Below are 24888 nucleotides of genomic sequence, written 5' to 3'. Positions count from 1 at the left end.
GTTATTTCAGATAATTAAAGATTGCACCGACAGACATTGCGCCCATATACCAAGTGAGTGCACACGTCACAACACCAGACCATAATAGCCAACGTGGATAATGGTAACCTGACATTAAATCTGAGCGTTTCCAGCCGATATAAACAAATAAAGTTAAACCAATAGGTAAAATTAGCCCATTGAAACCACCGGCAAAAACCAATAATGCCGCAGGGGCTGTTCCCATAAATAAATAGACAATCAGAGAAACTGCAATAAATATGATAGTTGCGACATTACGTTGCCTTTCTGTGATAGAAGACTTAAATGCCGTTAAGAAGCTCATTGAGGTATACGCTGCACCAATCACACTGGTAAGTGCTGCAGCCCATAGAATTAAACCGAAGATACGTAAACCAAAATTACCCGCAGCTGCCTGAAATGCTTGCGATGCTGGGTTAGCCGCATGTCCAGAAATATCAATAGTCACACCACTTGCAACTACACCTAAGATAGCCAAAAATAAAATGTAACGCATCAACCCAACAACTAAGATACCTTTTGTCGCAGCGCTAGAAACAACTTTAATGTTTTCAATACCTACTGCGCCTTTATCCAATAAGCGATGAGCGCCTGCATAACAGATATACCCCCCAACAGTGCCCCCAACAATGGTGGTTATCATGGCAAAATCAACCGTGTCCGGTAGTACGCTTTGGCGTAATGCCTCACCAACAGGCGGATTTGATGCAATAGCGACAAATAACGTTAAGCCAATCATCACTACACCTAATCCAATAATTAACCTATCAATAAATGTGCTGGCCTTACGGGAGGAAAAAATATAAATGGCTAATAGTGCGCTAATCAAACCACCCCATTTCGGGTCTAAGCCAACTAAGGCATTAAGCCCTAACCCTGCACCTGCAATATTGCCAATATTAAAAATTAGCCCGCCAAAAATAACTAATATAGCAAGTAAATAACCACTCCCAGGAATTGTGGCATTCGCAATTTCGGATGAGTGCATTTTAGTCAGGGTAACAACTCGCCATATGTTCTGCTGAACAATGAAGTCAATCACAATAGACGCTAATATCCCGAAGGCAAAAGCGGCTCCTAATGTCACTGTAAAAGTAGCCGTTTGTGTGATAAACCCAGGCCCAATGGCAGACGTTGCCATTAAAAAAATTGCGCTTATCAGTGATGAACGGCGGCTTTTCACATATTCAGCCGTAGTTGGTGCACTTTCTTGAGCGGCCATGTGCATACTCCTCTAATAGTTATTGTTTTAATTATTGATGTAGTTGTTGATGTCACAATCACTAAGGCAATTATCGTGCCATTGTTCTACTTGTTACCTGTATTGTTAATTCATTTTTAATGGATTGTTGAACAATTAGTATTAAATGATGAATAAACAATCAATAAAAATCGTAATTGCTCGTTTAAAAATCAAGACGAGATCACTTTTTTAACAATTTTCACTGCACATGCATATTGCTTATCGACTAGTTCGCACCAAGTTGGTGCGATAAATTTATAATTTCACTATTTTTGTGCAAATACATGAAATGGGATGATGAGTAAAAAAGAAAGGAAACTTGCTGCTATAACTTGAATATGTGAATATAACGAATTATTACCCCTGAGACTAAAATTAGCCTTTATTATGAAAAAACAATCTGTTGCACAAACTTTATCTGTCACTATTGCAGAAATTATACGTTATAAGATAACAGTTGGGGAGATCACGCCGGGTCAGCGCTTATCTGAAGCAACATTAAGTGAAGAACTCGATATCTCTCGCAACACATTGCGAGAAGTATTTCGCGTACTTACGCAGGAAGGTTTGTTAACTTATGCTCCAAATAAGGGTGTATTTGTCTCAGTCCCTGATATGGCCGCCATTATCGATATCTACCAAGTTCGCCGGCTTATTGAGTGTGATGCGTTAACTCATGCATATGCCTTGCATCCATCAGTTCATAAAATGAAAGAGGCTGTTCAAGAAGCTCGTGAACATGAAAAGACCGAGAACTGGGTCGGTGTAGGTACTGCAAATATGAAATTTCATACTGCCATTGTCGAGTTATCCGACAGCGAACGTTTAATTAAATTATACCGTAATGTGTCAGCTGAATTACGACTGGCCTTTGGTCACCTCAATGACCCTAAAATTTTGTATGCTCCCTATATTGATAAAAACCACTCTATTCTTAACTTATTAGATTCTGGCCAAAATTTAGATGCGGCTAATATGTTACGTAATTACTTAGACCTTTCTGAACGCACATTACTCGCTGCACTTAAACGGAAACAATCTGCTCTTTGAATTATTTAAAGTTTAATTTGTCTATTATTAAATTTCTTTATTCTTCACTAATTTCATTACATAAATTTTAGTGATAAATCATTTATCGCAATAACTTTTATATTTTAATAATGCTTCATTATCTAGCCATAATTTTATTAGATTAAATTCTATTTTTTGTTAACTAATTAAATAGAATGATTTAAACATAAAATCACATTCAGAAACCTTTCCAATGAAAATAATACTTTTAGTGGCTATTTTTCACTCTATTTAGTTTTATCGGCGAAAAACAAGCACTACAACAAACCATTTCATTAACAAATTTAAAACATTTACTCCATTTACTTTAAATATTAATTTACCTTCAAAACTCACCTAAAATTCACATTCATATATAATATTTAACATAAAACGTTATTATCATATAATAATTTAACAAAACAAACAAATTGATATAAATTACACATTGGAATTACTCAAATTTATCGAGTTAATAGTTGTAGTTTTCTCGAATATTCGATATAAAATTTATGATAATAAAAAGACATACATAAGAATTATTAATATAAAATGAGATTTCATTATGACATTAAACCAAGTGACTAAAAAAAAACCGTTTAAATTTGGCCTAGGATGGCAAATATTGGTTGCTCTTATTTTGGGCGTTATTGCTGGTGCGCTTTTACATGATAATACAGAGTACAAAGATTGGTTGATTTTAAATATTCTATCTCCGGCTGGTAAAATATTTATTCAGTTAATCAAGATGATTGTTGTTCCTATTGTAATATCAACCCTAATTGTTGGAATAGCAGGCGTTGGTAATACCAAGCAACTAGGCTCTCTCGGTTTTAAAACTATTCTTTATTTTGAAATTATTACTACAATTGCCATTATCGTCGGTATCTCTTTTGCCAATATATTCCAACCAGGTGTTGGTATTGACATGTCGCAATTAACTCAAGTCGATATTTCACAATATGAAAAAACTACCCAAGAAGTTGAAAGCCACCCTTCCGGGATCATTAATACGATCCTCACTTTAGTTCCAAGTAATATTTTTGCAGCGATGGCGAGTGGTGATATGCTCCCCGTCATCTTTTTTGCTGTATTATTTGGCTTAGGGCTTTCTTCTTTACCATTAGAGAAAAAACAACCATTACTCAATGTATTACAGACTTTCTCTGAAACAATGTTCCGCGTAACAAATATGATTATGATGTATGCTCCAATCGGGGTTTTCGCATTAATATCCGTTACCGTTGCTAACTTTGGTTTCTCATCATTAGTTCCTTTATTGAAACTGGTTATACTCGTCCACTGTGCAATTATATTTTTTGCGGTTGTTGTATTAGGATTAGTTGCCCGTTATTGTCGAATTAATATTTTCACTTTGATGAAAATATTAAAAGATGAATTGTTACTCGCTTATTCGACGGCCAGCTCTGAAACCGTACTTCCTCGTATTATGGATAAAATGGAAAAATACGGAGCGCCTAAGTCTGTAACAAGCTTTGTTATTCCAATTGGTTATTCATTTAACTTAGATGGCTCGACACTATACCAAAGTATTGCCGCTATTTTTATAGCCCAACTTTATGGTATAGAACTCTCCATTGGGCAAGAACTTATCTTAGTATTTACTCTTATGATCACTTCTAAAGGTATTGCTGGTGTCCCAGGTGTTTCATTTGTTGTTCTTCTTGCCACGCTAGGAAGTGTAGGGATTCCATTAGAAGGGTTAGCATTCATCGCAGGTGTTGACAGAATTCTAGATATGGCACGTACGGCACTTAATGTGGTAGGTAATGCCCTAGCCGCTCTGGTTATTGCCAAATGGGAACATAATTATGACGATAAAAAAGCTCGAGAATATGAAAATAGTTTTTAGTTTATTCTAAAGTAACTCTATAATAGAATTGCCTTCGATTAATATCGTTATTGAAGGTAGTTCTATTTTTACGCAATAAATGATCAGTTATTTGTTAAATATTTTTAAATTAGATATTTTTACTTATTAAGCGCAATATATTTCACATTTTTGTAATATTTTATATACAAACTGGTATTTTATAATTAGCGTTACTACACAGAATAAAACTTTTTAATTAACTACTCTTTTTGTTAGCCAAAGCAGGAAACAATGAATCAAATAAGAAGATTTCTTTTGTTTTTAAAGGTACTCCAACACCTAATGGTAATTTTTATATTTTCATTATCATACTTTATGCTACACAGCTGGTTCTAACAAAAAAATCCGTACTAAACAAGACTATAACTTATGATTAAAACGAGATAAAAGGTTTATTTATCTCGTTTTATATTATGAGTCTAAAAAAACTATAATACAAAAAGGGTTATCAGTAAAAAGCCAACTAATTCCTTTTAATCACGATTGCCTTTACTGCTATAGATAAATATAAAGCTAACTATAAAGTGACACTTCCCCTTCCGGCCTAGTTTTAAACCGTCGATGAGCCCAAAGATATTGTTCTGGCGCTTTCATAATTTCCATCTCTAAAACCGAGTTAATTGCTGTTGCATCCTGTAATGCATTACAACTTGGGTACTTAGGTATTTCTTTTCCCAGTATCAAATCATAATTAGCACCACTCTTATTTCTCAATAATGTTACTGTGAGTGTTGGTGATTTAGATAATTGAGCAAGTATTGATGTTCCCTTTGAGGTGGAACTATTTTTAACAGAAAAAAATGGCGCAAATATCGTCCCTTTTCGTCCAAAATCTTGGTCGGGTGCAAACCATATGGACTTACCATTTTTTAACTCTTGAACCATAAATTTCAAATTTTTACGGTCAATCATTCCTTTACCTGAACGGCACCGTCCCTTTGTTTGAATATATTCCATCGCTTTATTATTATGCGGCCGATACATTGCATTAACAGGGAAACAAAGGCCCATAATCCGACCACCTAACTCAAGTGACATAAAATGAACCCCAACAATTATTACACCTTTGTTTTTCGCAATCGCATCTAAATAATTAGACATTCCTTTTACTTGAAAGAGTTTTTTAACTCTTTTATCGCTCCAAAACCAGGCAATTCCAGTTTCAAATAATGCGATCCCCAAAGATTTTAGGTTATCATTTACCAGAATATCTATTTCATTTTTATTTTTGTCCGGAAAACACAACTCTAAGTTTCGTTTAATTATTGATACTCTTCTTTTAATAAAATACCGCGAATTGATACCTAAAAAAGCACCTAACGATATCTGCCATTTATAAGGTAATTGAACCAATAAAAATAAGATAAAAACCCCCATCCATGTTACTAAGTACTTCGGATGGACCAATTTCAGTGAAAATGGGTTTTTGGCGTACATTATATCTCCCAATACTTCGCCTTTGCAGAATGCACGCTATTTTAGACAATATTTAGTCTTTTAAATTCAACATGATTACTACAACAAAATGGGTTTTCACCCACAACTAGCTGAATATCCTTAAAATTCATCTTCTACTTAAGTAGATAACGGTCGGATAACCTTTTCAAAACTATTAAGCAATATTTGATTTTTAGTATGCCAATTAATCAGCAGCTCTGCCGGATTCCTTTTTCCTCTTCAGAACGATACGCCGATTAAACTAAAAACGTAATCACTTAAACAGTAGTGAACTGACAAAATTATCACATATATGGGTTAATTAATCTCATTATTAATATGCATTTTTGTCATTTTACGGATTATTTTGCTTATATTTGTCAATTTAGTCGCTATTTTTAGCAACTTGATGCCATCAACCATAGACTACTATGAGAAAAAATAAGATCAGTAAATTCGCCTAAGATTGTAGCCACTTATAGAGTGGATAGCTCCTCCTATTATAGGAATACCCTAACCACCCTTCACTATTCTCATCACCAGTTCTGTCGTTAACCCGAATATCCATCTGAGATTTTAATTTCATCTCAGCCATATCTACTCTCTCATTGTTTTAAAATCATTTGAGTGGTGATGTTCTTGATGTACTTATCAGCAACTAGAAGGGGTAAAATGACATGAATTACAAACAAGAAAAAACCCGTTATCTGGTTGAGAGATAACGGGTTCTTATTTGGTGCCGGCTACCGGAGTCGAACTGGTGACCTACTGATTACAAGTCAGTTGCTCTACCAACTGAGCTAAGCCGGCGAATATGGCGGAGAGATAGAGATTCGAACTCTAGGATGGTTTCCCATCGGCGGTTTTCAAGACCGCTGCCTTCGACCGCTCGGCCATCTCTCCATGGGGCGCGATTATGGAGGAATCCCTGCAACTTGTCTACCCCTGAAAGTAAAAAAATTGATTTTTTTACTTCGTTTGGCTAATCTTCACTCAATCACTCTCTCTTTCCCAAGAAAAATGGTAGTATCTGTGCAAAATCGGTGTCTATCCTTTCTCTAGGCGTATGATTTTTAATCTAATAATATTTTAGCCGACGGGACGACTTGCTACAGTATGTACAAACAATCATTATTAAAGCCAAACACTCTTTTTCGTATTTTCGCAGCATTTATTCTGTTGCTAATAGTAATGCTTTTTTTATCACTATTTAACTACTATCAAGCATTGGTTCAAAGCCGTCAGACTAGTTTGAACAGTATGGCGAGTCGGTTAGCCTATCAAATCGAAGATTATCGTTATCAAGCGAGCCATATCTACAAAATTGCCAATGAAAAGACATCAGTATCTCCCGCCGATAATCTCACTGTGACAGGAATGCGCCATGATATTTTTTGGTTAAGTAGCGCCAACCAATCAATCGATGCCATTGTATTTGGTAATAATAAGCAAAGTAGTAATGTTTTAGCCTCTAAGCTTGCAAATTATATGGAGATTGTCTGGGGTGCCCGTAATGAATATAACTCGATGTATTATCTTAATGGTTTAGACAATACACTAGTCTTAGTAACCACCCATTCAATTCTTAAACCTGAGCTACGATTTAAAGAAAGTTATCTCACCTTAACGGCAGAAGAAAAGCGCGCTGATATGTTGACACAATCAACATTGTTAGATCGACGGGAAATAATTTCAAATATTCAAAAATACTCCCCTGATGACCTTTATTACTATACTTATCGGCTGATGTTTAATTCTCCAGGGCAGTTAACGAGTGTCATATCTTTTGATATTTCGATCAATTCACTGATCCCCCCAAATTTAAATGGGGATTTTTTTACGATAAATACACGCCCTGCAAGCACAGGAAGCAATGAGTCTCATACAACTTGGGTTGGAACTAACCTCATCTTCTCCCACCCTATTGACGGTACCAGTTATCAACTTTATTACCATATTTCATTAAAAAGCATTATTTTTAATGTCATTAGCTATAACTTATGGCTAATGACTGGCATGCTTATCATGATCTTTTTTGCTTTGCTGATTATGCTCTTTATCCGTAAACGCCTGATTTCTCCCAATACAAATATGCTGCAAGAACTGAATTTTAATGAAGCACTGACTAGCGATATTATCAGTCATATTTCATACGGCATTTTAGTTTACGACTTTAACACTAACAAAAAAATTCTGAGCAATGATATTGCTAATCAACTATTACCTTCCATGGATCTGGTTCACATTAAAGAAATGGCCATGGAAAATCATGATGTTATTCAAGTTTCTATCGAAAATATTGTCTATGAAGTTGTTCTTGTCGATAACATATCAAAATCCAATACAGTTCTCTTCATTATTACGGATAAAGATAAAGAAGCATTAACCCAAAAACGCCAAGAATTAGCGAATCGCGAATACAAAAAAAATATTCATATGCGTAAAGCTGTATTTGAGAATATGTGTAGTGAAATATTGCCTTCACTAATTAAAGTTGATAATCAATTAACCAAACTATCCGAAATTGCCAATATAAATAATCGTGCATTTATTTTAGAAATTGAAAATCAGCTTTTTCATATTAATCGCTGGTTTAAAAATATTAACTTATTAAATCAACTTGAGTCTCAAACTGACCCCGTAAAAACAGAGAACGTTTCTATCAGTAACCTTGTGAGTCAATTTTTAAAACAAAACTTATCGCAGTGTAATAACAAAGGGTTAGCGCTTTATTTTCATAATAATCTCAATCCAGATTCGCTTATCGTGGCTAATCTGGATTATTTAAAGCAATTAATACAGCTAATTTGGGATTATTCTATTGCAACAACCTCTTTTGGAAAAATTTCATTCACGTTATCTTATAATGCTAGTAAAAATATCATCTTACTGAATATTAGAGACAGTGGGACTGGCGTAAGTAATCAAGAACTGAGTAATTTGCAAAGTCCTTTTACTGGACAGATTTTAAATTCCTCTAACTTTACACGTTCAGGTATAACATTTTATTTATGCAAACTACTGGTAAAAAAAATGAATGGTGCTTTTTCTATTCGTTCTAGTGATGCAATCGGCACTCATTATGAAATTACGCTACCTGCAGCTAAAGAGTTACTAGTTAAAGACTACCCGGCTTTATTGGAAGATGTTTGTATACGCTTAAACATACATAATGCAGATATTTCACGGATTGTTAGGAATATATTAACTAATTATGGAGCAGAATATTTGGACTTAAGTGAGAGTTCCCCTCATACCAACTGGGATCTCTTGATAACTGATAATAATGAGGAATATTTTGAAAATATTGTTAAAGTAAATGGTACTCTTTCAGGAATAAACCAATTACAACCTCATTACATCGAAGCTAACTATAATTTTGCTGATGAATTAATTGATGCCATCTCATTACTGATCGAAAACACGGATCATGAACATGAGCATTCTAATAATCTGATTTTTCACAATGTTGATGACCAAACGGTTTCACGAACCTCGAATGAATCAATAGAAGATGCAATTGCAAGTTATCAATTAATACTAGCAAATAGTGGATATCGAGATTTGTTTATCACAACAGTACCGATAGATATTAATAAACTGTATAATAGTGAAAGTGTTGAGGATTTGACCGAATTGAAAAACACTGCACATCGTTTAAAAGGAGTTTTTGCTATGCTCGAATTTACTTTTCTTCATAAGCTTTGTGAAGATTTGGAGCGTTACATAGCAGATGAAAACGGATTGGAAATAAAAAATTGCATTAGCATGCTGGATAATTCAGTCAAAAAACTAATGCCAGAAGGTAACCAATAATATGAATAACCTAAATGTCATTGTTGCCGATGATCACCCTATAGTTCTTTTCGGCATCAGAAAATCACTTGAACAAATTGAATGGGTGAATATCGTAGGGGAATTTGAGGACTCAACCTCTTTGATTAATAACTTAGCACGCTTAAATGCAGACGTGCTAGTTACTGATTTATCAATGCCAGGTGATAAATATGGCGATGGTATTACTTTAATCAAATACATCAAACGGCATTATCCTGATCTATCAATCATTGTTCTCACAATGAACAATAACCCAGCCATTCTTAGCGCAATATTAGAGCTGGATATTGAAGGGATTGTGTTAAAACAAGGCGCACCAGCTGATTTACCTAAAGCTTTAGCCGCTTTACAGAAAGGCAAAAAATTCACGCCAGAAAGTGTGAGTAAGCTACTGGAAAAAGTCAATGCAAGTGGCTACGGCGATAAACGCTTATCACCAAAAGAAAGTGAAGTACTACGTTTATTTGCTGAAGGCTTTTTAGTCACTGAAATTGCGAAAAAACTTAACCGTAGCATAAAAACGATCAGTAGCCAGAAAAAATCAGCCATGCTGAAATTAGGCGTTGAAAATGATATTGCGCTGCTAAATTACCTTTCTTCTGTAAGTATTGATAACTCGCCTTCAGAGTGAGTTTCATTTCAATGATAAGACTACACCAATAAAAACCCAGTTATGGGTTTTTATTTTTGCATTCATCTTTAAGTATATTTAACAGTAGCGCGTCAGGGTCTCTCGTAAAATTGCAATTGTTGTTGGTTTTGACAAACAATCATTCATTCCTGCATTAATACAGCGTTGCTTTTCTTCTGCCATTGCATTAGCAGTTAATGCGATAACGGGTAAGCTAAACTCTAAGCGCCGCAGTTCTTTTGCCAGCTGATAACCATCCATATTTGGCATATTTACATCCGTTAAAACAATATCAACGTGATGATTATTTAGATATTTTAGTGCATCTAATCCATCTATTGCAGTGCCTGTAGTAAAACCGATAGACGCTAATTGTTCACTCAATAATGCTCGGTTAATTGGGTGGTCATCGACAATTAACACATGGCATTCACCTAACGAATTATCAGCAACCAATGGTTGATTTGCTATATTATTTTTCTGCGATTGCTCAATCGTTTTCATGATGACTTTATCAATTAAAACAGGAAACTTATCTAATTGATATGTATTATAAATCCATTGGTGTGATTTTATTTCGTGAAGTTCACCGGCATAAAAACTTGATAACTGGATATGATCTTCACAGGTTATACCTCCGGTATACTCATAATCGGTTATTAGCAGGTCATAATTTTGTGTTTTATCAATCGAGTGATGACCCACAACCGTAAATTGCTCATGACTTAACAAGCGTAAAAGAAAATTCATTAAAAATTCATTTCGGCACGAGATAGCAATACGATAATGTGCACGATATTCTGGAATGTTTTTCTTAATATATTCTTGACCATATAAAGGAATACGAATAGTAAATGAGCTACCAAGCCCAATTTGGGAATTGACCTCAATATCACCATCCATGAGGTTAATCAGTTTTTCACAAATCGCTAATCCTAACCCTGTTCCTTTATGACCGATATTATTTTGGTCATGAACTTGAAAAAATGGGTCAAACAACTGCATGACCACTGCATGGGTCATTCCAATTCCTGAATCACGTATTTCAATCTTTAAATAATTCTCATCTTTCCAAACATACAGCAATACAAAGCCTGATTCTGTAAATTTAATACTGTTATTAACAATATTAGAAACCACTTGTTGTAAACGCACAGAATCGTTCAAAATGAGATCAGGAATGTTAGGTTCAATATAAGAATATAATGATATTTTTTTCTTAGACACTAATGGCAAGTAGTTCGCTAATACGAACTCAAAAACTTCACGACAATTAAACAGTTTGCTTTCTATTTTCAACTGCTTAGATTCAATTTTTGAAAAGTCCAAAATATCACTAATAATCTGTAATAAAAGCGACGATGAGTTATCCATAGTGGAAACCAAACGTGTCGCTTTCTCAGATAACTCATAACGTTGTAGCAATTCTATGTTACCAATAATGCCATATAACGGTGTTCTTAATTCATGGCTTACTGTCGCTAAGAACATCGACTTAGCATGGTTCGCTTGTTCCGCTGCATCGGCTACATCTTGCAACGATTTTTCCATTTGAACACGAATACTGATGTCCACTAATACACAAATAGCGACATCTTCATTCTGATAACGAGAGTTTACAAAGCTAATTTGTAAATGTGTGCCATTGGTTGTCACCACATCAATATAATTGCTCGTTTTTTGGCGAATGATTGTTAATATTCGCTGTTTATCATCTTCATTTAATAGCCGGAAATAGTCATGAGCTAATTCATTACTAAGGATATTACCTCCATCGGTTAATCTTAAAATGATGATACCGACAGGTGCTGATGCCACTATTTTGTGATTGAATTGTTCATGCTCTTCAAGCCGTATCGCGGTGTTCTCTGCAGGTTCTAGCATTTTCCTTTCAAGTAACCAAATTAAAAAGAAAATTAGCCCACCCGTAAAAATATTAAGGACAATACCGTAAAAAATAGTATTTTCTAAACTAGTTAATATTTCAGACGTCGCAATGGAGAAAATGACCGTAATTTGAGAGGGCAGTAAGCGTTTTTTGAAGATTAATTTTGAATAATCTGAGTTAAAACCAAAGAATGAAGGCTCTGAAATATTGAGTAACGCTGAGCTCTTAGGGTTGATATCGATAGGAGAATATAAAACAGGCTGGTTATAGTCGTTAATTATTAGTATTTCGATAGCTTTATTTCGGCGTATATTGAATTGATTCAAGTTAATTGAACGTTCTAACCCAATAAACGCAGGCAGCATGTTATCGTGCTTGATTGCCTGAATTAAGTAAACTTGCCCATAATCTGGCTGTGCACCATGCATAATTGTAAATAAATTGCGCTCTTTTCCTTGTAACCTCAAGCCTTGGTAAGTCCGCACACTTTCATAGCTGACTTTTTTGAGTATTTCGATATCAGATATTGTTGAGCGGATCGGATAATCCACCATACAATAACTTCTTGAACCAACTAAAAAGACATGGTTTAAAGCTTGAGGTGCAGCAATACTCTCTTTCCAAAAGTAATTCAGTTGTTCAAAAGCCTGCAAGTAATTCTCTGCTCTATCCCTAAAATAATCACAATCCGTATTCGGCGTTAATTTATAGAAAGAGTAATTAGATGCGTTCGGTAATTCGAGAAATTTACTTGGAAGATTCTTTACTTCTGTCGATTCTTGTAGCTTTACTCGATATAGCTCAGTCATTGACTGGATAGAATTAAGTGTCGCTCCGGTTTGTTGAATATAGGCTTGCAGGTTTTCATAACCCGAATAGAACTGTTGACGAATGTCCGATTTGTATTCATTAAATTGCGAATAAAGGAAGAATAAAGTAATAAAAACGCCCATACCCCACAACATCAAGCCGAGGATACGAAATAAATCCCGAGAAAGTCTAAGTGATGTTTTAAACGAGGGTAAATATCTCAAGCGCTTTCCTGTATATTCGATACTATGACCGCTAATTATACTCGATTACATGATAAAAAAGCGACTAACATGAAAAGTATTAAAATTAAGACATTAAGGTTAGAAACTAAAACGGGCAGCTAATTACGCTACCCGTTCATTAAATTAAACGCGATGATTACTCTTGATCGTCGATATTTGCATCATCAACACCATTTTCTTCAGTGTTTTCATTTGCAATCTCATCATCATTGTTTTCATCGTCATCTGTTTCAGCAACGCGCTGCAAACCAACAACTTTTTCATCTTCAGCGGTTCTAATCAAGGTAACACCTTGAGTATTACGGCCAACGACGCTCACTTCAGACACCCGTGTACGAACTAATGTGCCGGCATCCGTGATCATCATGATTTGGTCTGTTTCATCAACCTGAATCGCGCCAACTACATTCCCGTTTCGCTCACTCACTTTAATGGAGATAACACCTTGAGTTGCACGAGATTTAGTTGGGTATTCAGCTTCTTCAGTACGTTTACCGTAACCATTTTCTGTCACAGTTAAGATATGCCCTTCTCCACGTGGAATAATCAAAGAAACGACTTTGTCGTTATCCATTAATTTAATACCACGTACACCTGTTGCGGTACGTCCCATAGGACGAACGGCATCTTCAGCGAAGCGCACAACTTTACCCTGAGCTGAAAACAGCATGACTTCGTTTGAACCATCTGTTAAATCAACACCAATCAGTTCATCACCGTCATTCAAGTTCACCGCAATAATACCGGCACTTCTTGGGCGACTAAACTCTTGTAAAGGCGTTTTCTTCACAGTACCACTCGCCGTTGCCATGAAGACGTTGTAACCCTCTTCATATTCACGTACAGGTAAGATGGCCGTAATACGCTCATCTTGTTCTAGTGGTAATAAGTTAACAATTGGGCGACCACGAGCGCCACGGCTCGCTTCTGGTAATTGGTAAACTTTCATCCAATATAACCGACCACGGCTTGAGAAACACAAGATGGTATCATGTGTATTGGCGACCAATAATCGTTCAATGAAGTCTTCGTCTTTAGTTCTTGCCGCAGACTTACCTTTACCACCACGGCGCTGTGCTTCGTAATCAGACAGAGGCTGATATTTCACATAACCTTGATGAGATAATGTCACCACTACATCTTCTTGGTTGATCAAATCTTCAATATTGATGTCTGCGGTATTTTCTGTAATTTCTGTACGACGAGGGTCGTTGTAGGTATCACGAATAATTTCTAACTCTTCGCGAATCACTTCCATCAAACGTTCAGGGCTGCGTAAAATAAACAGTAAAGCTTCAATTTGCACTAGAAGTTCACGGTACTCTTCCAGTAATTTTTCGTGCTCAAGGCCCGTTAATTTTTGGAGGCGTAAGTCCAAAATAGCTTGGGCTTGTTGTTCAGTCAGGAAATATTGCCCTTCATGCACACCAAACTGAGGCTCTAACCACTCAGGACGAGCGGCGTCATCACCCGCGCGTTCTAGCATCGCAGCAACATTACCCAGATCCCAAGAGCGTGCAATTAGCCCTGCTTTTGCTTCGGCAGGCGTTGGTGCTTTACGGATCAGTTCAATAATTGGGTCAATATTAGCCAGAGCGATTGCTAATGCTTCAAGGATATGAGCACGGTCACGCGCTTTGCGTAATTCAAAAATCGTACGACGAGTGACAACTTCACGACGGTGACGCACAAAAGCAGCAATGATATCTTTTAAATTCAGTATTTTGGGTTGCCCTTGATGTAGAGCTACCATATTGATACCAAAAGAAACTTGCAATTGGGTCAATGAATATAAGTTGTTTAGTACAACTTCACCCACCGCATCGCGTTTAACTTCAATAACAATGCGCATACCGTCTTTATCCGACTCGTCACGCAGTGCACTGATACCCTCAACGCGTTTGTCTTTAACTAATTCTGCAATTTTTTCAATCAAGCGAGCTTTATTCACTTGATAAGGGATTTCGCTGACAATAATGGTTTCACGACCATTTTTCTCATCGACTTCCACTTCAGCGCTTGCACGGATATAGACCTTGCCACGCCCTGTACGATATGCATCAATAATCCCACGACGGCCGTTGATAATCGCCGCTGTAGGGAAGTCAGGCCCTGGAATGTGTTCCATTAAGCCTTCAATACTGATGTCTTCATCTTCTATATAGGCAAGACAACCGTTAATCACTTCCCCTAAATTGTGAGGTGGAATATTGGTTGCCATCCCAACAGCAATACCTGACGACCCATTAACCAAAAGGTTGGGGATTTTCGTCGGCATAACTTCAGGAATTTGCTCTGTTCCATCATAGTTTGGAACGAAATCAACGGTTTCTTTTTCAAGGTCAGCCAGTAGCTCATGGGCAATTTTCGCCATACGGATTTCCGTATAACGCATTGCCGCTGCGGAGTCTCCGTCAACTGAACCGAAGTTTCCCTGACCATCAACCAGCATGTAACGCATTGAGAAAGGCTGTGCTAGACGAACGATTGTCTCGTAAACAGCGCTATCACCATGTGGATGGTATTTACCGATGACGTCCCCAACAATACGGGCAGATTTTTTATAGGGTTTATTCCAATCATTTCCCAATACATTCATCGCAAACAGTACTCTGCGGTGTACTGGCTTCAGTCCATCTCGAACATCTGGAAGTGCACGGCCGACAATAACGGACATTGCATAATCCAAATACGAACTTTTAAGCTCTTCTTCGATATTAACTGGTGTGATTTCTCTGGCAATCTCGCTCATGGAACCACTGTCCCTCATAACTTCGGATTCAAAGAGTAGAACTATACCACAATTCGCCAATTTAATAAAAATAAGAGACGGGTATTTGTCTTCCAAGCTATGTATAATAGCGGAAAATTAAGTTTATGTGTCCGAAACTTGAGGGTTTATCAATTAATAACTGCAATAATTGCATTGTTGTTTATATTTTAGCCATCAATTCTTATCGGACCGCTATCTCCCCCTACTGAACATAGTTTAAATATAATTATCGTTAATAGGCTTTAGGGAATAGGTTAAAAATAGGAGCTTCTTTGTATGAATGACACCCAAACCCCAACGTACCTTAACGTCGATAAGCAAGAGATCGAGAAATTTGAGTCCATCGCTTCGCGTTGGTGGGACTTAGAAGGTGAATTTGCCCCACTACACCGCATCAACCCTTTACGTTTAGGTTATATTATGCAGCGTGTAGACGGTGTTTTCGGTAAAAAAATTCTTGATGTTGGTTGTGGCGGTGGCATTTTATCCGAAAGTATGGCGCGTGAAGGTGCAGAAGTCACCGGCCTTGATATGGGGGCTGAACCCTTAATGGTCGCACGCTTACATTCTCTTGAGTCAGGTATTCCGGTTGAATATGTCCAAGAAACCGTCGAACAGCACGCAGACAAGCACCCTCAAGCCTATGATGTTGTCACATGTATGGAGATGCTTGAACATGTTCCGGACCCTCAGTCTGTCGTTAGAGCTTGCGCTAAATTAGTGAAACCGGGTGGACACGTGATTTTTTCAACCATTAACCGTAACAAAAAAGCATGGTTAATGGCTGTTGTCGCAGCTGAATATATTATGAAAATCGTGCCTAAAGGGACTCATGATGCCAACAAATTTATTCGCCCTTCTGAGTTAATTGGCTGGATTGACGGAACACCACTGAAAGATAAACATATCATAGGGTTACACTTCAACCCATTAACGGATAAATTCTGGCTAGGGCCAAATGTTGATGTAAATTATATGCTGCATACTGTGAGCGAATAGTCATTCAGTCGTGAAAAGAATAAATCACAAGCAGTACGTTTAAGAAAGCAGCAAACGATCGCAGTTTACAAAATTTATTTTAGTCCTCATGTCGGAAGCATTTTTTTTATTAATGCCTTTTACCATGCAGCTTACCGACATGATCTGTTTTCTTATCCAACCAGTTATCCACAAGATCCCTCTAATTTGTTCACTTGATAAAATCACATATTAACATTATCTTGTTATGGTATTCTAAACAAACTACTACATATAGTGGTACAAGCAAACATAACACTACTAGCCTCATGGCATTACACCATGAGCTTTTTTATGTTTTTTTAACCCATTTGTAGTTCAACCAAGGTGTACTTGCTCATGAACCAGAGTCTGTTAGTCACAAAGCGTGATGGACATAAAGAACGCATTGATCTCGACAAAATCCACAAGGTAATAACCTGGGCCGCGGAAGGCCTAAGTAACGTATCCGTTTCTCAAGTGGAGTTACGTTCACAGATTCAGTTTTATGATGGGATCAGAACTTCTGACATTCACGAAACGATGATCAAAGCAGCAGCAGATTTAATTACGGGTGATACACCTGATTACCAATACTTAGCTGCACGTCTTGCTATTTTTAACTTACGCAAGAAAGCCTATGGCCAGTTTGAACCGCCTGCATTATATAAGCATGTTAAACACCTCGTCGAAATGGGGAAATATGACAAGCATTTGCTGGAAGACTACTCTGAAGCAGAGTTCGAGCAAATGGATAGCTTTATAGACCATTGGCGTGATATGAATTTTTCCTATGCTGCGGTAAAACAGCTTGAAGGAAAATATTTAGTTCAAAACCGTGTTACCGGTGAAATTTATGAAAGCGCACAGTTTTTATACATTTTAGTTGCTGCTTGCCTGTTTTCACATTACCCAAAAGAGACGCGTCTCGATTATATTCGCCGTTTCTATGACGCCGTTTCAACATTCAAAATTTCATTACCTACGCCAATTATGGCGGGGGTACGTACTCCTACACGTCAATTCAGCTCTTGTGTACTGATTGAGTGTGGTGACAGCTTAGATTCCATCAATGCCACTTCAAGCGCAATTGTGAAATATGTCTCACAGCGTGCAGGTATTGGGGTAAATGCAGGCCGCATTCGTGCATTAGGCAGCCCAATTCGTGGTGGTGAAGCGTTCCACACTGGTTGTATTCCGTTCTATAAACACTTCCAAACTGCGGTGAAATCTTGTTCGCAAGGTGGTGTTCGTGGTGGTGCTGCAACCTTGTTCTACCCTATTTGGCACCTTGAAGTTGAAAGTTTATTGGTACTGAAAAATAATCGTGGGGTTGAAGGTAACCGTGTTCGCCATATGGATTACGGTGTGCAACTCAACAAGTTAATGTATGAGCGTTTGATTAAAAACCAAGATATTACATTATTCAGTCCATCAGACGTTCCAGGTCTTTATGATGCATTTTTCGCTGATCAAGACGAATTTGAACGTTTATATGTGAAATACGAACAAGATGAAAATATTCGCAAATCCAGTGTTAAAGCGGTTGAGCTATTTTCATTAATGATGCAAGAACGTGCGTCTACTGGCCGAATCTATATTCAAAACGTTGACCACTGTAATACACATAGCCCATTTGACCCACAGGTTGCCCCTGTTCGTCAGTCAAACTTATGTTTAGAAATTGCACTGCCAACTAAGCCATTAAATAACATTAATGACGAGAACGGTGAAATTGCGCTGTGTACATTATCGGCATTTAACTTAGGGGCGATTGATAGCCTAGATGAATTAGAAGAGCTGGCAATATTAGCTGTTCGTGCTCTTGATGCACTGCTTGACTACCAAGATTACCCAATCATTGCGGCGAAGCAAGGCTCAATGGGGCGTCGTACACTCGGTATTGGGGTGATTAACTACGCTTATTATCTCGCGAAGCACGGTGTTCGTTATTCTGACGGTAGTGCGAACAATTTAACGCACAAAACATTCGAAGCCATTCAGTATTATCTATTAAAAGCCTCGAATGAGTTAGCAAAAGAGCAAGGTGCTTGCCCATGGTTCAATGAAACAACTTATGCACAAGGCGTTTTACCTATCGATACCTATAAAAAAGAGCTCGATAAGTTAACTAATGAACCTTTGCATTACGATTGGGAAGCTTTACGCCAAGATATTAAACAACATGGTCTGCGTAACTCGACACTGTCTGCATTGATGCCTTCAGAGACATCATCACAGATTTCTAACGCAACCAATGGTATTGAGCCACCACGTGGTTATATCAGTATTAAAGCCTCTAAAGATGGTATTTTGCGTCAAGTAGTGCCAGATTACGAAAATCTGAAAGGCGCATACGAGCTACTATGGCAAATGCCTTCAAACAGTGGCTATTTACAACTCGTTGGTATCATGCAGAAATTTATCGACCAGTCGATTTCTGCTAACACAAACTATGACCCGACTCGTTTTGAGAGCGGCAAAGTACCAATGAACCAATTGCTAAAAGATTTATTGCTCGCCTATAAGTTTGGTGTGAAAACACTTTACTACCACAACACCCGCGATGGGGCGGAAGATGTTCAGGGCGATCTGGAAGAAGTTGTTGAGTCAGCGGATTCCGATTGCGAAGGCGGCGCGTGTAAAATTTAATAGGAATTGTTATGTCACATACATATACAACATTTTCACAGAAAAAAAATGACCAAATGCTGGAGCCGATGTTTTTCGGCCAACCAGTTAACGTGGCACGCTATGATCAGCAAAAGTACCCTATTTTTGAAAAGCTGATTGAAAAACAATTGTCGTTTTTCTGGCGCCCTGAAGAAGTTGACGTATCTCGCGACCGTATTGACTATAACGCGTTGCCAGACCACGAAAAACATATTTTTATCAGTAATCTGAAATACCAAACGCTGCTGGACTCTATTCAGGGCCGCAGCCCTAATGTGGCATTATTGCCGCTGATTTCGATTCCTGAACTGGAAACTTGGGTTGAAACGTGGGCGTTTTCTGAAACTATCCACTCACGTTCATATACACACATTATTCGTAATATTGTAAATGACCCAGCCATTATTTTTGACGATATCGTTGAAAATGAAGAAATTTTAAAACGTGCTAAAGATATTTCTGGTTTTTACGATGACCTGATCGAAATGACCAATTACTATCATATGTTTGGTGAAGGCACGCATACTTGTAACGGCAAACAAGTCACTGTTTCTCTACGTCAATTGAAGAAACAGCTGTATCTGTGCCTAATGAGCGTCAATGCGCTCGAAGCCATCCGTTTCTATGTTAGCTTTGCCTGTTCATTTGCGTTTGCTGAACGCGAACTGATGGAAGGAAATGCTAAAATCATCAAGCTAATCGCACGTGATGAAGCGCTGCACTTAACTGGAACACAACACATGTTGAACCTGTTGCGCTCAGGGCAAGATGACCCAGAAATGGCCGAAATCGCGGCAGAGTGCGAACAAGAGTGTTATGACCTGTTCGTTCAAGCAGCAGAGCAAGAAAAAGAGTGGGCTGACTATTTATTCAGCGAAGGCTCTATGATTGGTTTAAATAAAGATATTTTATGCCAATATGTTGAATATATTACTAACATTCGCATGCAAGCTGTTGGCCTGAAATTGCCATTTGAAGCACGTTCAAACCCAATTCCATGGATCAACGCATGGTTGGTGTCTGATAACGTACAAGTTGCGCCTCAAGAGGTTGAAGTGAGTTCTTATTTAGTCGGCCAAATTGACTCTCAAGTCGATACCGACGATTTGAGCGACTTCGAACTGTAAGTATGGCAAGCCATAAAATCACCCTGCGGTTAACGCAGGGTGTTCAAGTCCCCTACCATACCGAAGTTCACTCCTGTTTGCTGGAAGCCTTAGAAGACAGCCGTATTCCTGTAGAATATCAATGTCGTGAAGGTTACTGCGGTTCGTGCCGAGTGACATTATTGCATGGTAAAGTGGGTTATAAACAAAAACCCATCGCATTTGTACAAGATGGCGAGATCCTTCCCTGCTGCTGCCATCCGCTATCGGATATTGAAATCGGTTAATCTAAAATAGGTGATTGCACAGCGGTTTATCCGTTACCTGTGCAATCACTTTTTATTCACTTACTTTATTGATTATAAATAACCATACAAACCTGCAAATACCCAGCCAAACACACAAGACACACCCACCCCAATTAACCCCGGTAGAATGAAACTGTGGTTGATAACAAATTTACCAATACGCGTTGTTCCAGAACGGTCAAATTGAATTGCCGCAAGATCACTTGGATAAGTCGGTAAAATGTAGTAACCATAACACGCAGGCGCAGAAGCGATAATATAGGCAGGGTCAACACCAATACCTAATGCAATTGGCACAACAGCGGCTAGTGCAGCGGCTTGAGAGTTAACAAACTTAGAAACTAATAACAAGATGACAGCATAAGCCCAAGGGAAATCTTTCACTAAAGAACCTAACGTTCCTTTAATTTCATCCATGTGTGCGCCGAACATGGTTTCCGCCATCCAAGCGATACCATACACCGCCACGATAGCAATCATCCCTGAACGGAATACTTCATTCTTTGAAATTTGCCCAGGATTGGTCTTACAGATAATGATAATTAGCGCACCCGCTAATAACATAAACATCTGGATGACTAAAACCATAGATAACGGCTTACCATTAACTAACGGCCTTAGTTCAGAGAATGCGCCAAGTAGTGCAACAACTGCGATAGAGGCTAAAAAAATCCACATCGCGACCCAGTTAATTTTCGGTAACTTTGTATTTAGCAGTGTCACACTGTCACCATAAACATAATCATGGTTTTCAGGGACTGAGATAAACTCTTGGAATACAGGGTCTTTATCGAGATCTTTACCTCTAAACCAACTGAAAATACCAATAGCTAAAATACCAATTAACGTTGATGGGATAGTAATTGCTAATAAATCCAAAAATTCGAGTGACTTACCATTGATTGTCACACCATTTAGCATTGCTACTAGTGAAACAACCGCGACTGAAACCGGACTGGCGATAATCCCCATTTGCGCGCCAATACTACTCGCGGCCATCGGTCTTTCTGGACGGATATTATTTTTAATCGCCGCATCGTAGATGATAGGTAAAATCGTATATACCACATGCCCTGTACCACACAAAATGGTTAAGATACATGTCACAAAAGGTGCCACAATAGAAATGTACTTAGGGTTTTTCCGCAGTAGTCGTTCTGCAATTTGCAGCATGACATCTAAACCGCCTGATGCTTGTAACGTCGCTGATGCGGCAACAACAGCAATGATAACAAGCATAACATCAACAGGCGGTTTTCCAGGCGGTAAACCAAAACCAAAAACTAAGATAACTAGGCCAACACCACCTAATAGCCCGAGTGCCATTCCCCCTTTTTTTGCTCCATAGAATAAGCAAACAAGGATAATGGCGAGTTGAATCATAAAGTCCATAGTTCCATCCTTTATATATATGTTTGCATATATTATCGGGATGATTTTCAAGCATTAATTTGATTTATGATAACTTCAAAATCAATTTAGTTTTATTTTTTATGCTTTTATTTTGACCTCATCACATAATTTACATTAAGTAACTGACATACTGTACAGTTAGCTGCCATTTTAATAAAAATCAACTAATTACCACACCTTTTTTAACAAACCACCCCATTTAAATTTACCTTTAGTCACTATAAATCATCATTTTTTCTTCACTTAATTAACCCTGATTATTGTCTTTAGTTTCGCTATCTACTTGATTATCAGTGTAAACTTATAATTACACCAGCTGTAATTTACATTTGACAGCGAACTTTCGATCGCATAATCTGCATCACTTGTTAATTATTGAAATTCAATCAGAGGAACTTGTGAAGAATCGTACGCTTGGCAGTGTGTTAATCGTTGCAGGGACAACAATAGGTGCAGGGATGTTGGCAATGCCACTTGCCGCTGCAGGAGTCGGTTTCACAGGCATCGTTTGCTTGCTTGTTGGATTATGGATGTTAATGAGTTATACCTCATTACTATTAGTCGAAGTGTATCAGCATAACCCTACAAATATGGGCCTAGGCTCCGTCGCTAAAAAATATCTGGGTCCTGTTGGCCAAATAGTGACTGGGCTCAGTATGCTGCTATTAATGTACGCATTAACAACCGCTTACATCGGTGGTGCAGGCGTATTAATTTCAGATAGCCTGTCTTCTTGGTGGGGAATTAACATTTCAACCAACACTGCCATTATCGCATTTACTATTATTGGTGGTGCAGTCGTGTGCATTGGCACACATTCAGTCGATTTTATTAACCGTATTTTATTTACAGCAAAAACGATTTTTTTGGTCATCATGCTCGTTGTGATGATGCCACATGCTGAAGCGGTAAACTTAAGCACTATGCCGATTGAAAAAGGCCTTGTTTTGGCCGCAGTGCCCGTTATTTTTACCTCTTTTGGTTTTCATGGTAGCGTACCGAGTTTAGTTAACTATATGAATGGAGATGTACGTAAATTACGTATGATTTTCATTACCGGAAGTGCAATTCCTTTAGTAGCTTATATTCTATGGCAAATCGCTACGTTAGGTTCTATTCCATCACACACCTTTATCGGGATCCTAGCGCAGGAGTCTGGCCTTAATGGGTTACTCACCGCAATTCGCGATGTTGTTGCTACACCTCGAGTCAATATTGCCGTCAGCCTATTTATGGATTTAGCGTTAGCCACGTCTTTCTTAGGTGTTGCATTGGGCTTATTTGATTACCTCGCAGATTTGTTCAAGCGTAGCAACCATTTTATCGGTCGTGCACAAACAGGCTTGCTTACCTTTGTTCCGCCATTATTGGCCGCCCTATTCTTTAGTAGTTTCGTACAAGCATTAACTTATGCCGCTGTCGCGCTCTCAGTCTTAGCACTGATTATTCCTGCACTGTTAACCCTACGTGTACGTAAATTAGAAACTCAAGGTGGGTATCAAGTTAAAGGCGGTACACCTATTTTAGCCTTAGTGTTGGCATGTGGTGTGGCAGTAATCGCTATCCAATTTTCGATTGTTGCCGGATTTTTACCAAACGTTGGCTAAACTATTCGCTTATTAATAATATTCTAAAGATATAAAAAAACCGCCAAGCGTAGTATTTGGCGGTTTTTTCGAGATTCAAACGGTTAAATCTAATAAATGATAAATTTAATAATCTTAGAATGAAAGGCCAGCCCCTACATACCAGCCATCGGCAACTTTATCGCTACTATTGCCATGAGTCCCTTTCATTTCAATCAAGCGATAACCTGCATCAATAGATAAAGGTTTAAATACGGTATAACGTGCACCCGCTTTCGCTTCGACATAAGACTTGCTACCTGAGGTCAATGACTCAGGAGCACCATAGGCTTCACCATAAATATTTAATGAAGGCATAGCCTGCCAATTTAACCCACCACCAACCGCTAATGCAGCACCACTACTATTGTGATCCGGTGATAAATATAACCCTTTACCCCCGACAAATGCAGAGAAAGGCCCAACAGGTAAACCAAATGTGGCACCAATACTACCCGTTTGCCCATCATGGTCACTACGAGCCCAAGAACCGTTAAATGCTAACCCTGCATTTTGGTTACCTAACCCTGCAGACAGCTCAGTAAAATGTTCACCCGCTTGTGCACTGACTGAAACTGCATGGGCAGTACCTACGAACAATGGTGACATCGCTGCTGCTAATAATAATAGTTTGCGCATTATTTTATCCTCTTGATATTATTACCTATGGATACTACGCGAATTTTACCCTATTTTCAGCCATTCTTACCTAGATTTACGCTATAGCCTTTATAAAAGCCGACTTTATTCATTACAAAATTTCACAAATCAAAAATTTTAGTGCGAAAAAGTGCGATGAATACCGTTTTTTTCACGGGTAATCACAGTAATTGGTTATATTAATTAGATAATCAATTCCATAATAACTATACTGAATTACAAGTTTATTGTAGTCCTGTTTTTTATTTTTTACAAAATATTAACTTATTAGTTAGGTT

The 24888-nt window shown here is 37.9% G+C and carries 15 protein-coding genes and 2 tRNA genes; 9 read left to right on the top strand and 8 right to left on the bottom strand.

Annotation, left to right across the window (positions count from 1 at the left end):
• Position 1: 1 nt before the first annotated feature.
• A complete protein-coding gene (locus FVA69_RS08490; protein WP_004912166.1) occupies positions 2 to 1243 on the bottom strand; it encodes an NRAMP family divalent metal transporter in 1242 nt (413 codons plus the stop codon).
• A 408-nt stretch (positions 1244 to 1651) separates the two neighbouring features.
• Here FVA69_RS08490 and FVA69_RS08485 point away from each other — a divergent pair, with 408 nt between their 5' ends.
• Positions 1652 to 2314 carry a GntR family transcriptional regulator gene (locus FVA69_RS08485; protein ID WP_164528675.1) on the top strand — a complete coding sequence of 221 codons (663 nt, stop codon included), beginning with the start codon at positions 1652 to 1654 and terminating at the stop codon, positions 2312 to 2314.
• A gap of 565 nt (positions 2315 to 2879) precedes the next feature.
• The gene (gltP, locus tag FVA69_RS08480) at positions 2880 to 4187 is read left to right on the top strand and encodes a glutamate/aspartate:proton symporter GltP (protein WP_109911568.1); all 1308 of its coding nucleotides are present in this window, start codon (positions 2880 to 2882) and stop codon (positions 4185 to 4187) included.
• A gap of 534 nt (positions 4188 to 4721) precedes the next feature.
• On the opposite strand, the gene lpxL is transcribed toward gltP, so the two are convergent.
• From lpxL to FVA69_RS08465, 3 genes are all read right to left on the bottom strand, one after another.
• On the bottom strand, positions 4722 to 5645 hold the full coding sequence (lpxL, locus tag FVA69_RS08475) for an LpxL/LpxP family Kdo(2)-lipid IV(A) lauroyl/palmitoleoyl acyltransferase (RefSeq protein ID WP_109911567.1): 924 nt from the start codon (positions 5643 to 5645) through the stop codon (positions 4722 to 4724).
• A 734-nt stretch (positions 5646 to 6379) separates the two neighbouring features.
• Positions 6380 to 6455 (bottom strand) — tRNA-Thr (locus FVA69_RS08470).
• Positions 6456 to 6460: 5 nt separating this feature from the next.
• Positions 6461 to 6548: transfer RNA gene (locus tag FVA69_RS08465), tRNA-Ser, on the bottom strand.
• A 213-nt stretch (positions 6549 to 6761) separates the two neighbouring features.
• Between FVA69_RS08465 and rcsD the strand changes: the two genes are divergently transcribed.
• Positions 6762 to 9461, top strand: coding sequence for a phosphotransferase RcsD (gene rcsD / locus FVA69_RS08460; protein ID WP_109911566.1), 2700 nt, complete (start codon positions 6762 to 6764; stop codon positions 9459 to 9461).
• Between the two features lies 1 nt (position 9462).
• On the top strand, positions 9463 to 10113 hold the full coding sequence (gene rcsB, locus FVA69_RS08455) for a response regulator transcription factor RcsB (protein ID WP_004259923.1): 651 nt from the start codon (positions 9463 to 9465) through the stop codon (positions 10111 to 10113).
• 78 nt (positions 10114 to 10191) lie between these two features.
• On the opposite strand, the gene rcsC is transcribed toward rcsB, so the two are convergent.
• Both rcsC and gyrA read right to left on the bottom strand, forming a co-directional pair.
• Complete coding sequence (rcsC, locus tag FVA69_RS08450; protein WP_238789310.1) at positions 10192 to 12978, bottom strand: two-component system sensor histidine kinase RcsC; 2787 nt, start codon at positions 12976 to 12978, stop codon at positions 10192 to 10194.
• A 214-nt stretch (positions 12979 to 13192) separates the two neighbouring features.
• On the bottom strand, positions 13193 to 15808 hold the full coding sequence (gyrA, locus tag FVA69_RS08445; protein ID WP_004912190.1) for a DNA topoisomerase (ATP-hydrolyzing) subunit A: 2616 nt from the start codon (positions 15806 to 15808) through the stop codon (positions 13193 to 13195).
• Between the two features lie 297 nt (positions 15809 to 16105).
• Between gyrA and ubiG the strand changes: the two genes are divergently transcribed.
• The 4 genes from ubiG (at position 16106) to yfaE (ending at position 20891) form a co-directional block, all read left to right on the top strand.
• Positions 16106 to 16828: a bifunctional 2-polyprenyl-6-hydroxyphenol methylase/3-demethylubiquinol 3-O-methyltransferase UbiG gene (gene ubiG, locus FVA69_RS08440; RefSeq protein ID WP_004912192.1), complete on the top strand. Its 723-nt coding sequence runs from the start codon at positions 16106 to 16108 to the stop codon at positions 16826 to 16828.
• Positions 16829 to 17185: 357 nt separating this feature from the next.
• Positions 17186 to 19477 carry a class 1a ribonucleoside-diphosphate reductase subunit alpha gene (gene nrdA, locus FVA69_RS08435; RefSeq protein ID WP_004912194.1) on the top strand — a complete coding sequence of 764 codons (2292 nt, stop codon included), beginning with the start codon at positions 17186 to 17188 and terminating at the stop codon, positions 19475 to 19477.
• A gap of 11 nt (positions 19478 to 19488) precedes the next feature.
• On the top strand, positions 19489 to 20625 hold the full coding sequence (gene nrdB, locus FVA69_RS08430; protein WP_004912195.1) for a class Ia ribonucleoside-diphosphate reductase subunit beta: 1137 nt from the start codon (positions 19489 to 19491) through the stop codon (positions 20623 to 20625).
• Between the two features lie 2 nt (positions 20626 to 20627).
• A complete protein-coding gene (yfaE, locus tag FVA69_RS08425) occupies positions 20628 to 20891 on the top strand; it encodes a class I ribonucleotide reductase maintenance protein YfaE (RefSeq protein WP_109911563.1) in 264 nt (87 codons plus the stop codon).
• Positions 20892 to 20963: 72 nt separating this feature from the next.
• Here the strand turns inward: yfaE and FVA69_RS08420 are convergent, their stop codons facing one another.
• Entirely contained in the window at positions 20964 to 22304 is a 1341-nt protein-coding gene (locus FVA69_RS08420) for an anaerobic C4-dicarboxylate transporter (protein ID WP_109911562.1), read from the bottom strand.
• Between the two features lie 479 nt (positions 22305 to 22783).
• Here FVA69_RS08420 and tyrP point away from each other — a divergent pair, with 479 nt between their 5' ends.
• Entirely contained in the window at positions 22784 to 23932 is a 1149-nt protein-coding gene (tyrP, locus tag FVA69_RS08415; protein ID WP_238789294.1) for a tyrosine transporter TyrP, read from the top strand.
• A gap of 114 nt (positions 23933 to 24046) precedes the next feature.
• Here tyrP and FVA69_RS08410 read toward each other — a convergent pair whose 3' ends face one another.
• Positions 24047 to 24589, bottom strand: a complete 543-nt coding sequence (locus FVA69_RS08410) for a YfaZ family outer membrane protein (RefSeq protein WP_004912202.1) — start codon at positions 24587 to 24589, stop codon at positions 24047 to 24049.
• Positions 24590 to 24888: the final 299 nt, after the last annotated feature.

The sequence above is a fragment of the Providencia sp. PROV004 genome, from assembly GCF_011045615.1.
Classification (GTDB): domain Bacteria; phylum Pseudomonadota; class Gammaproteobacteria; order Enterobacterales; family Enterobacteriaceae; genus Providencia; species Providencia rettgeri.
The sequence above is the reverse complement of the archived record's forward strand: the minus strand, read 5'-3'. Positions and strand labels throughout refer to the sequence as shown.

Excerpts from the sequence above, each read along its gene's own strand:
- FVA69_RS08485 (WP_164528675.1), top strand. The coding sequence starts at position 1,652 with ATGAAAAAACAATCTGTTGCACAAACTTTATCTGTCACTATTGCAGAA.
- rcsD (WP_109911566.1), top strand. The coding sequence starts at position 6,762 with ATGTACAAACAATCATTATTAAAGCCAAACACTCTTTTTCGTATTTTC.
- FVA69_RS08410 (WP_004912202.1), bottom strand. The coding sequence starts at position 24,589 with ATGCGCAAACTATTATTATTAGCAGCAGCGATGTCACCATTGTTCGTA.
- tyrP (WP_238789294.1), top strand. The coding sequence starts at position 22,784 with ATGTTGGCAATGCCACTTGCCGCTGCAGGAGTCGGTTTCACAGGCATC.
- lpxL (WP_109911567.1), bottom strand. The coding sequence starts at position 5,645 with ATGTACGCCAAAAACCCATTTTCACTGAAATTGGTCCATCCGAAGTAC.
- rcsB (WP_004259923.1), top strand. The coding sequence starts at position 9,463 with ATGAATAACCTAAATGTCATTGTTGCCGATGATCACCCTATAGTTCTT.
- nrdA (WP_004912194.1), top strand. The coding sequence starts at position 17,186 with ATGAACCAGAGTCTGTTAGTCACAAAGCGTGATGGACATAAAGAACGC.
- ubiG (WP_004912192.1), top strand. The coding sequence starts at position 16,106 with ATGAATGACACCCAAACCCCAACGTACCTTAACGTCGATAAGCAAGAG.
- yfaE (WP_109911563.1), top strand. The coding sequence starts at position 20,628 with ATGGCAAGCCATAAAATCACCCTGCGGTTAACGCAGGGTGTTCAAGTC.
- FVA69_RS08420 (WP_109911562.1), bottom strand. The coding sequence starts at position 22,304 with ATGGACTTTATGATTCAACTCGCCATTATCCTTGTTTGCTTATTCTAT.
- nrdB (WP_004912195.1), top strand. The coding sequence starts at position 19,489 with ATGTCACATACATATACAACATTTTCACAGAAAAAAAATGACCAAATG.
- gltP (WP_109911568.1), top strand. The coding sequence starts at position 2,880 with ATGACATTAAACCAAGTGACTAAAAAAAAACCGTTTAAATTTGGCCTA.
- gyrA (WP_004912190.1), bottom strand. The coding sequence starts at position 15,808 with ATGAGCGAGATTGCCAGAGAAATCACACCAGTTAATATCGAAGAAGAG.
- FVA69_RS08490 (WP_004912166.1), bottom strand. The coding sequence starts at position 1,243 with ATGGCCGCTCAAGAAAGTGCACCAACTACGGCTGAATATGTGAAAAGC.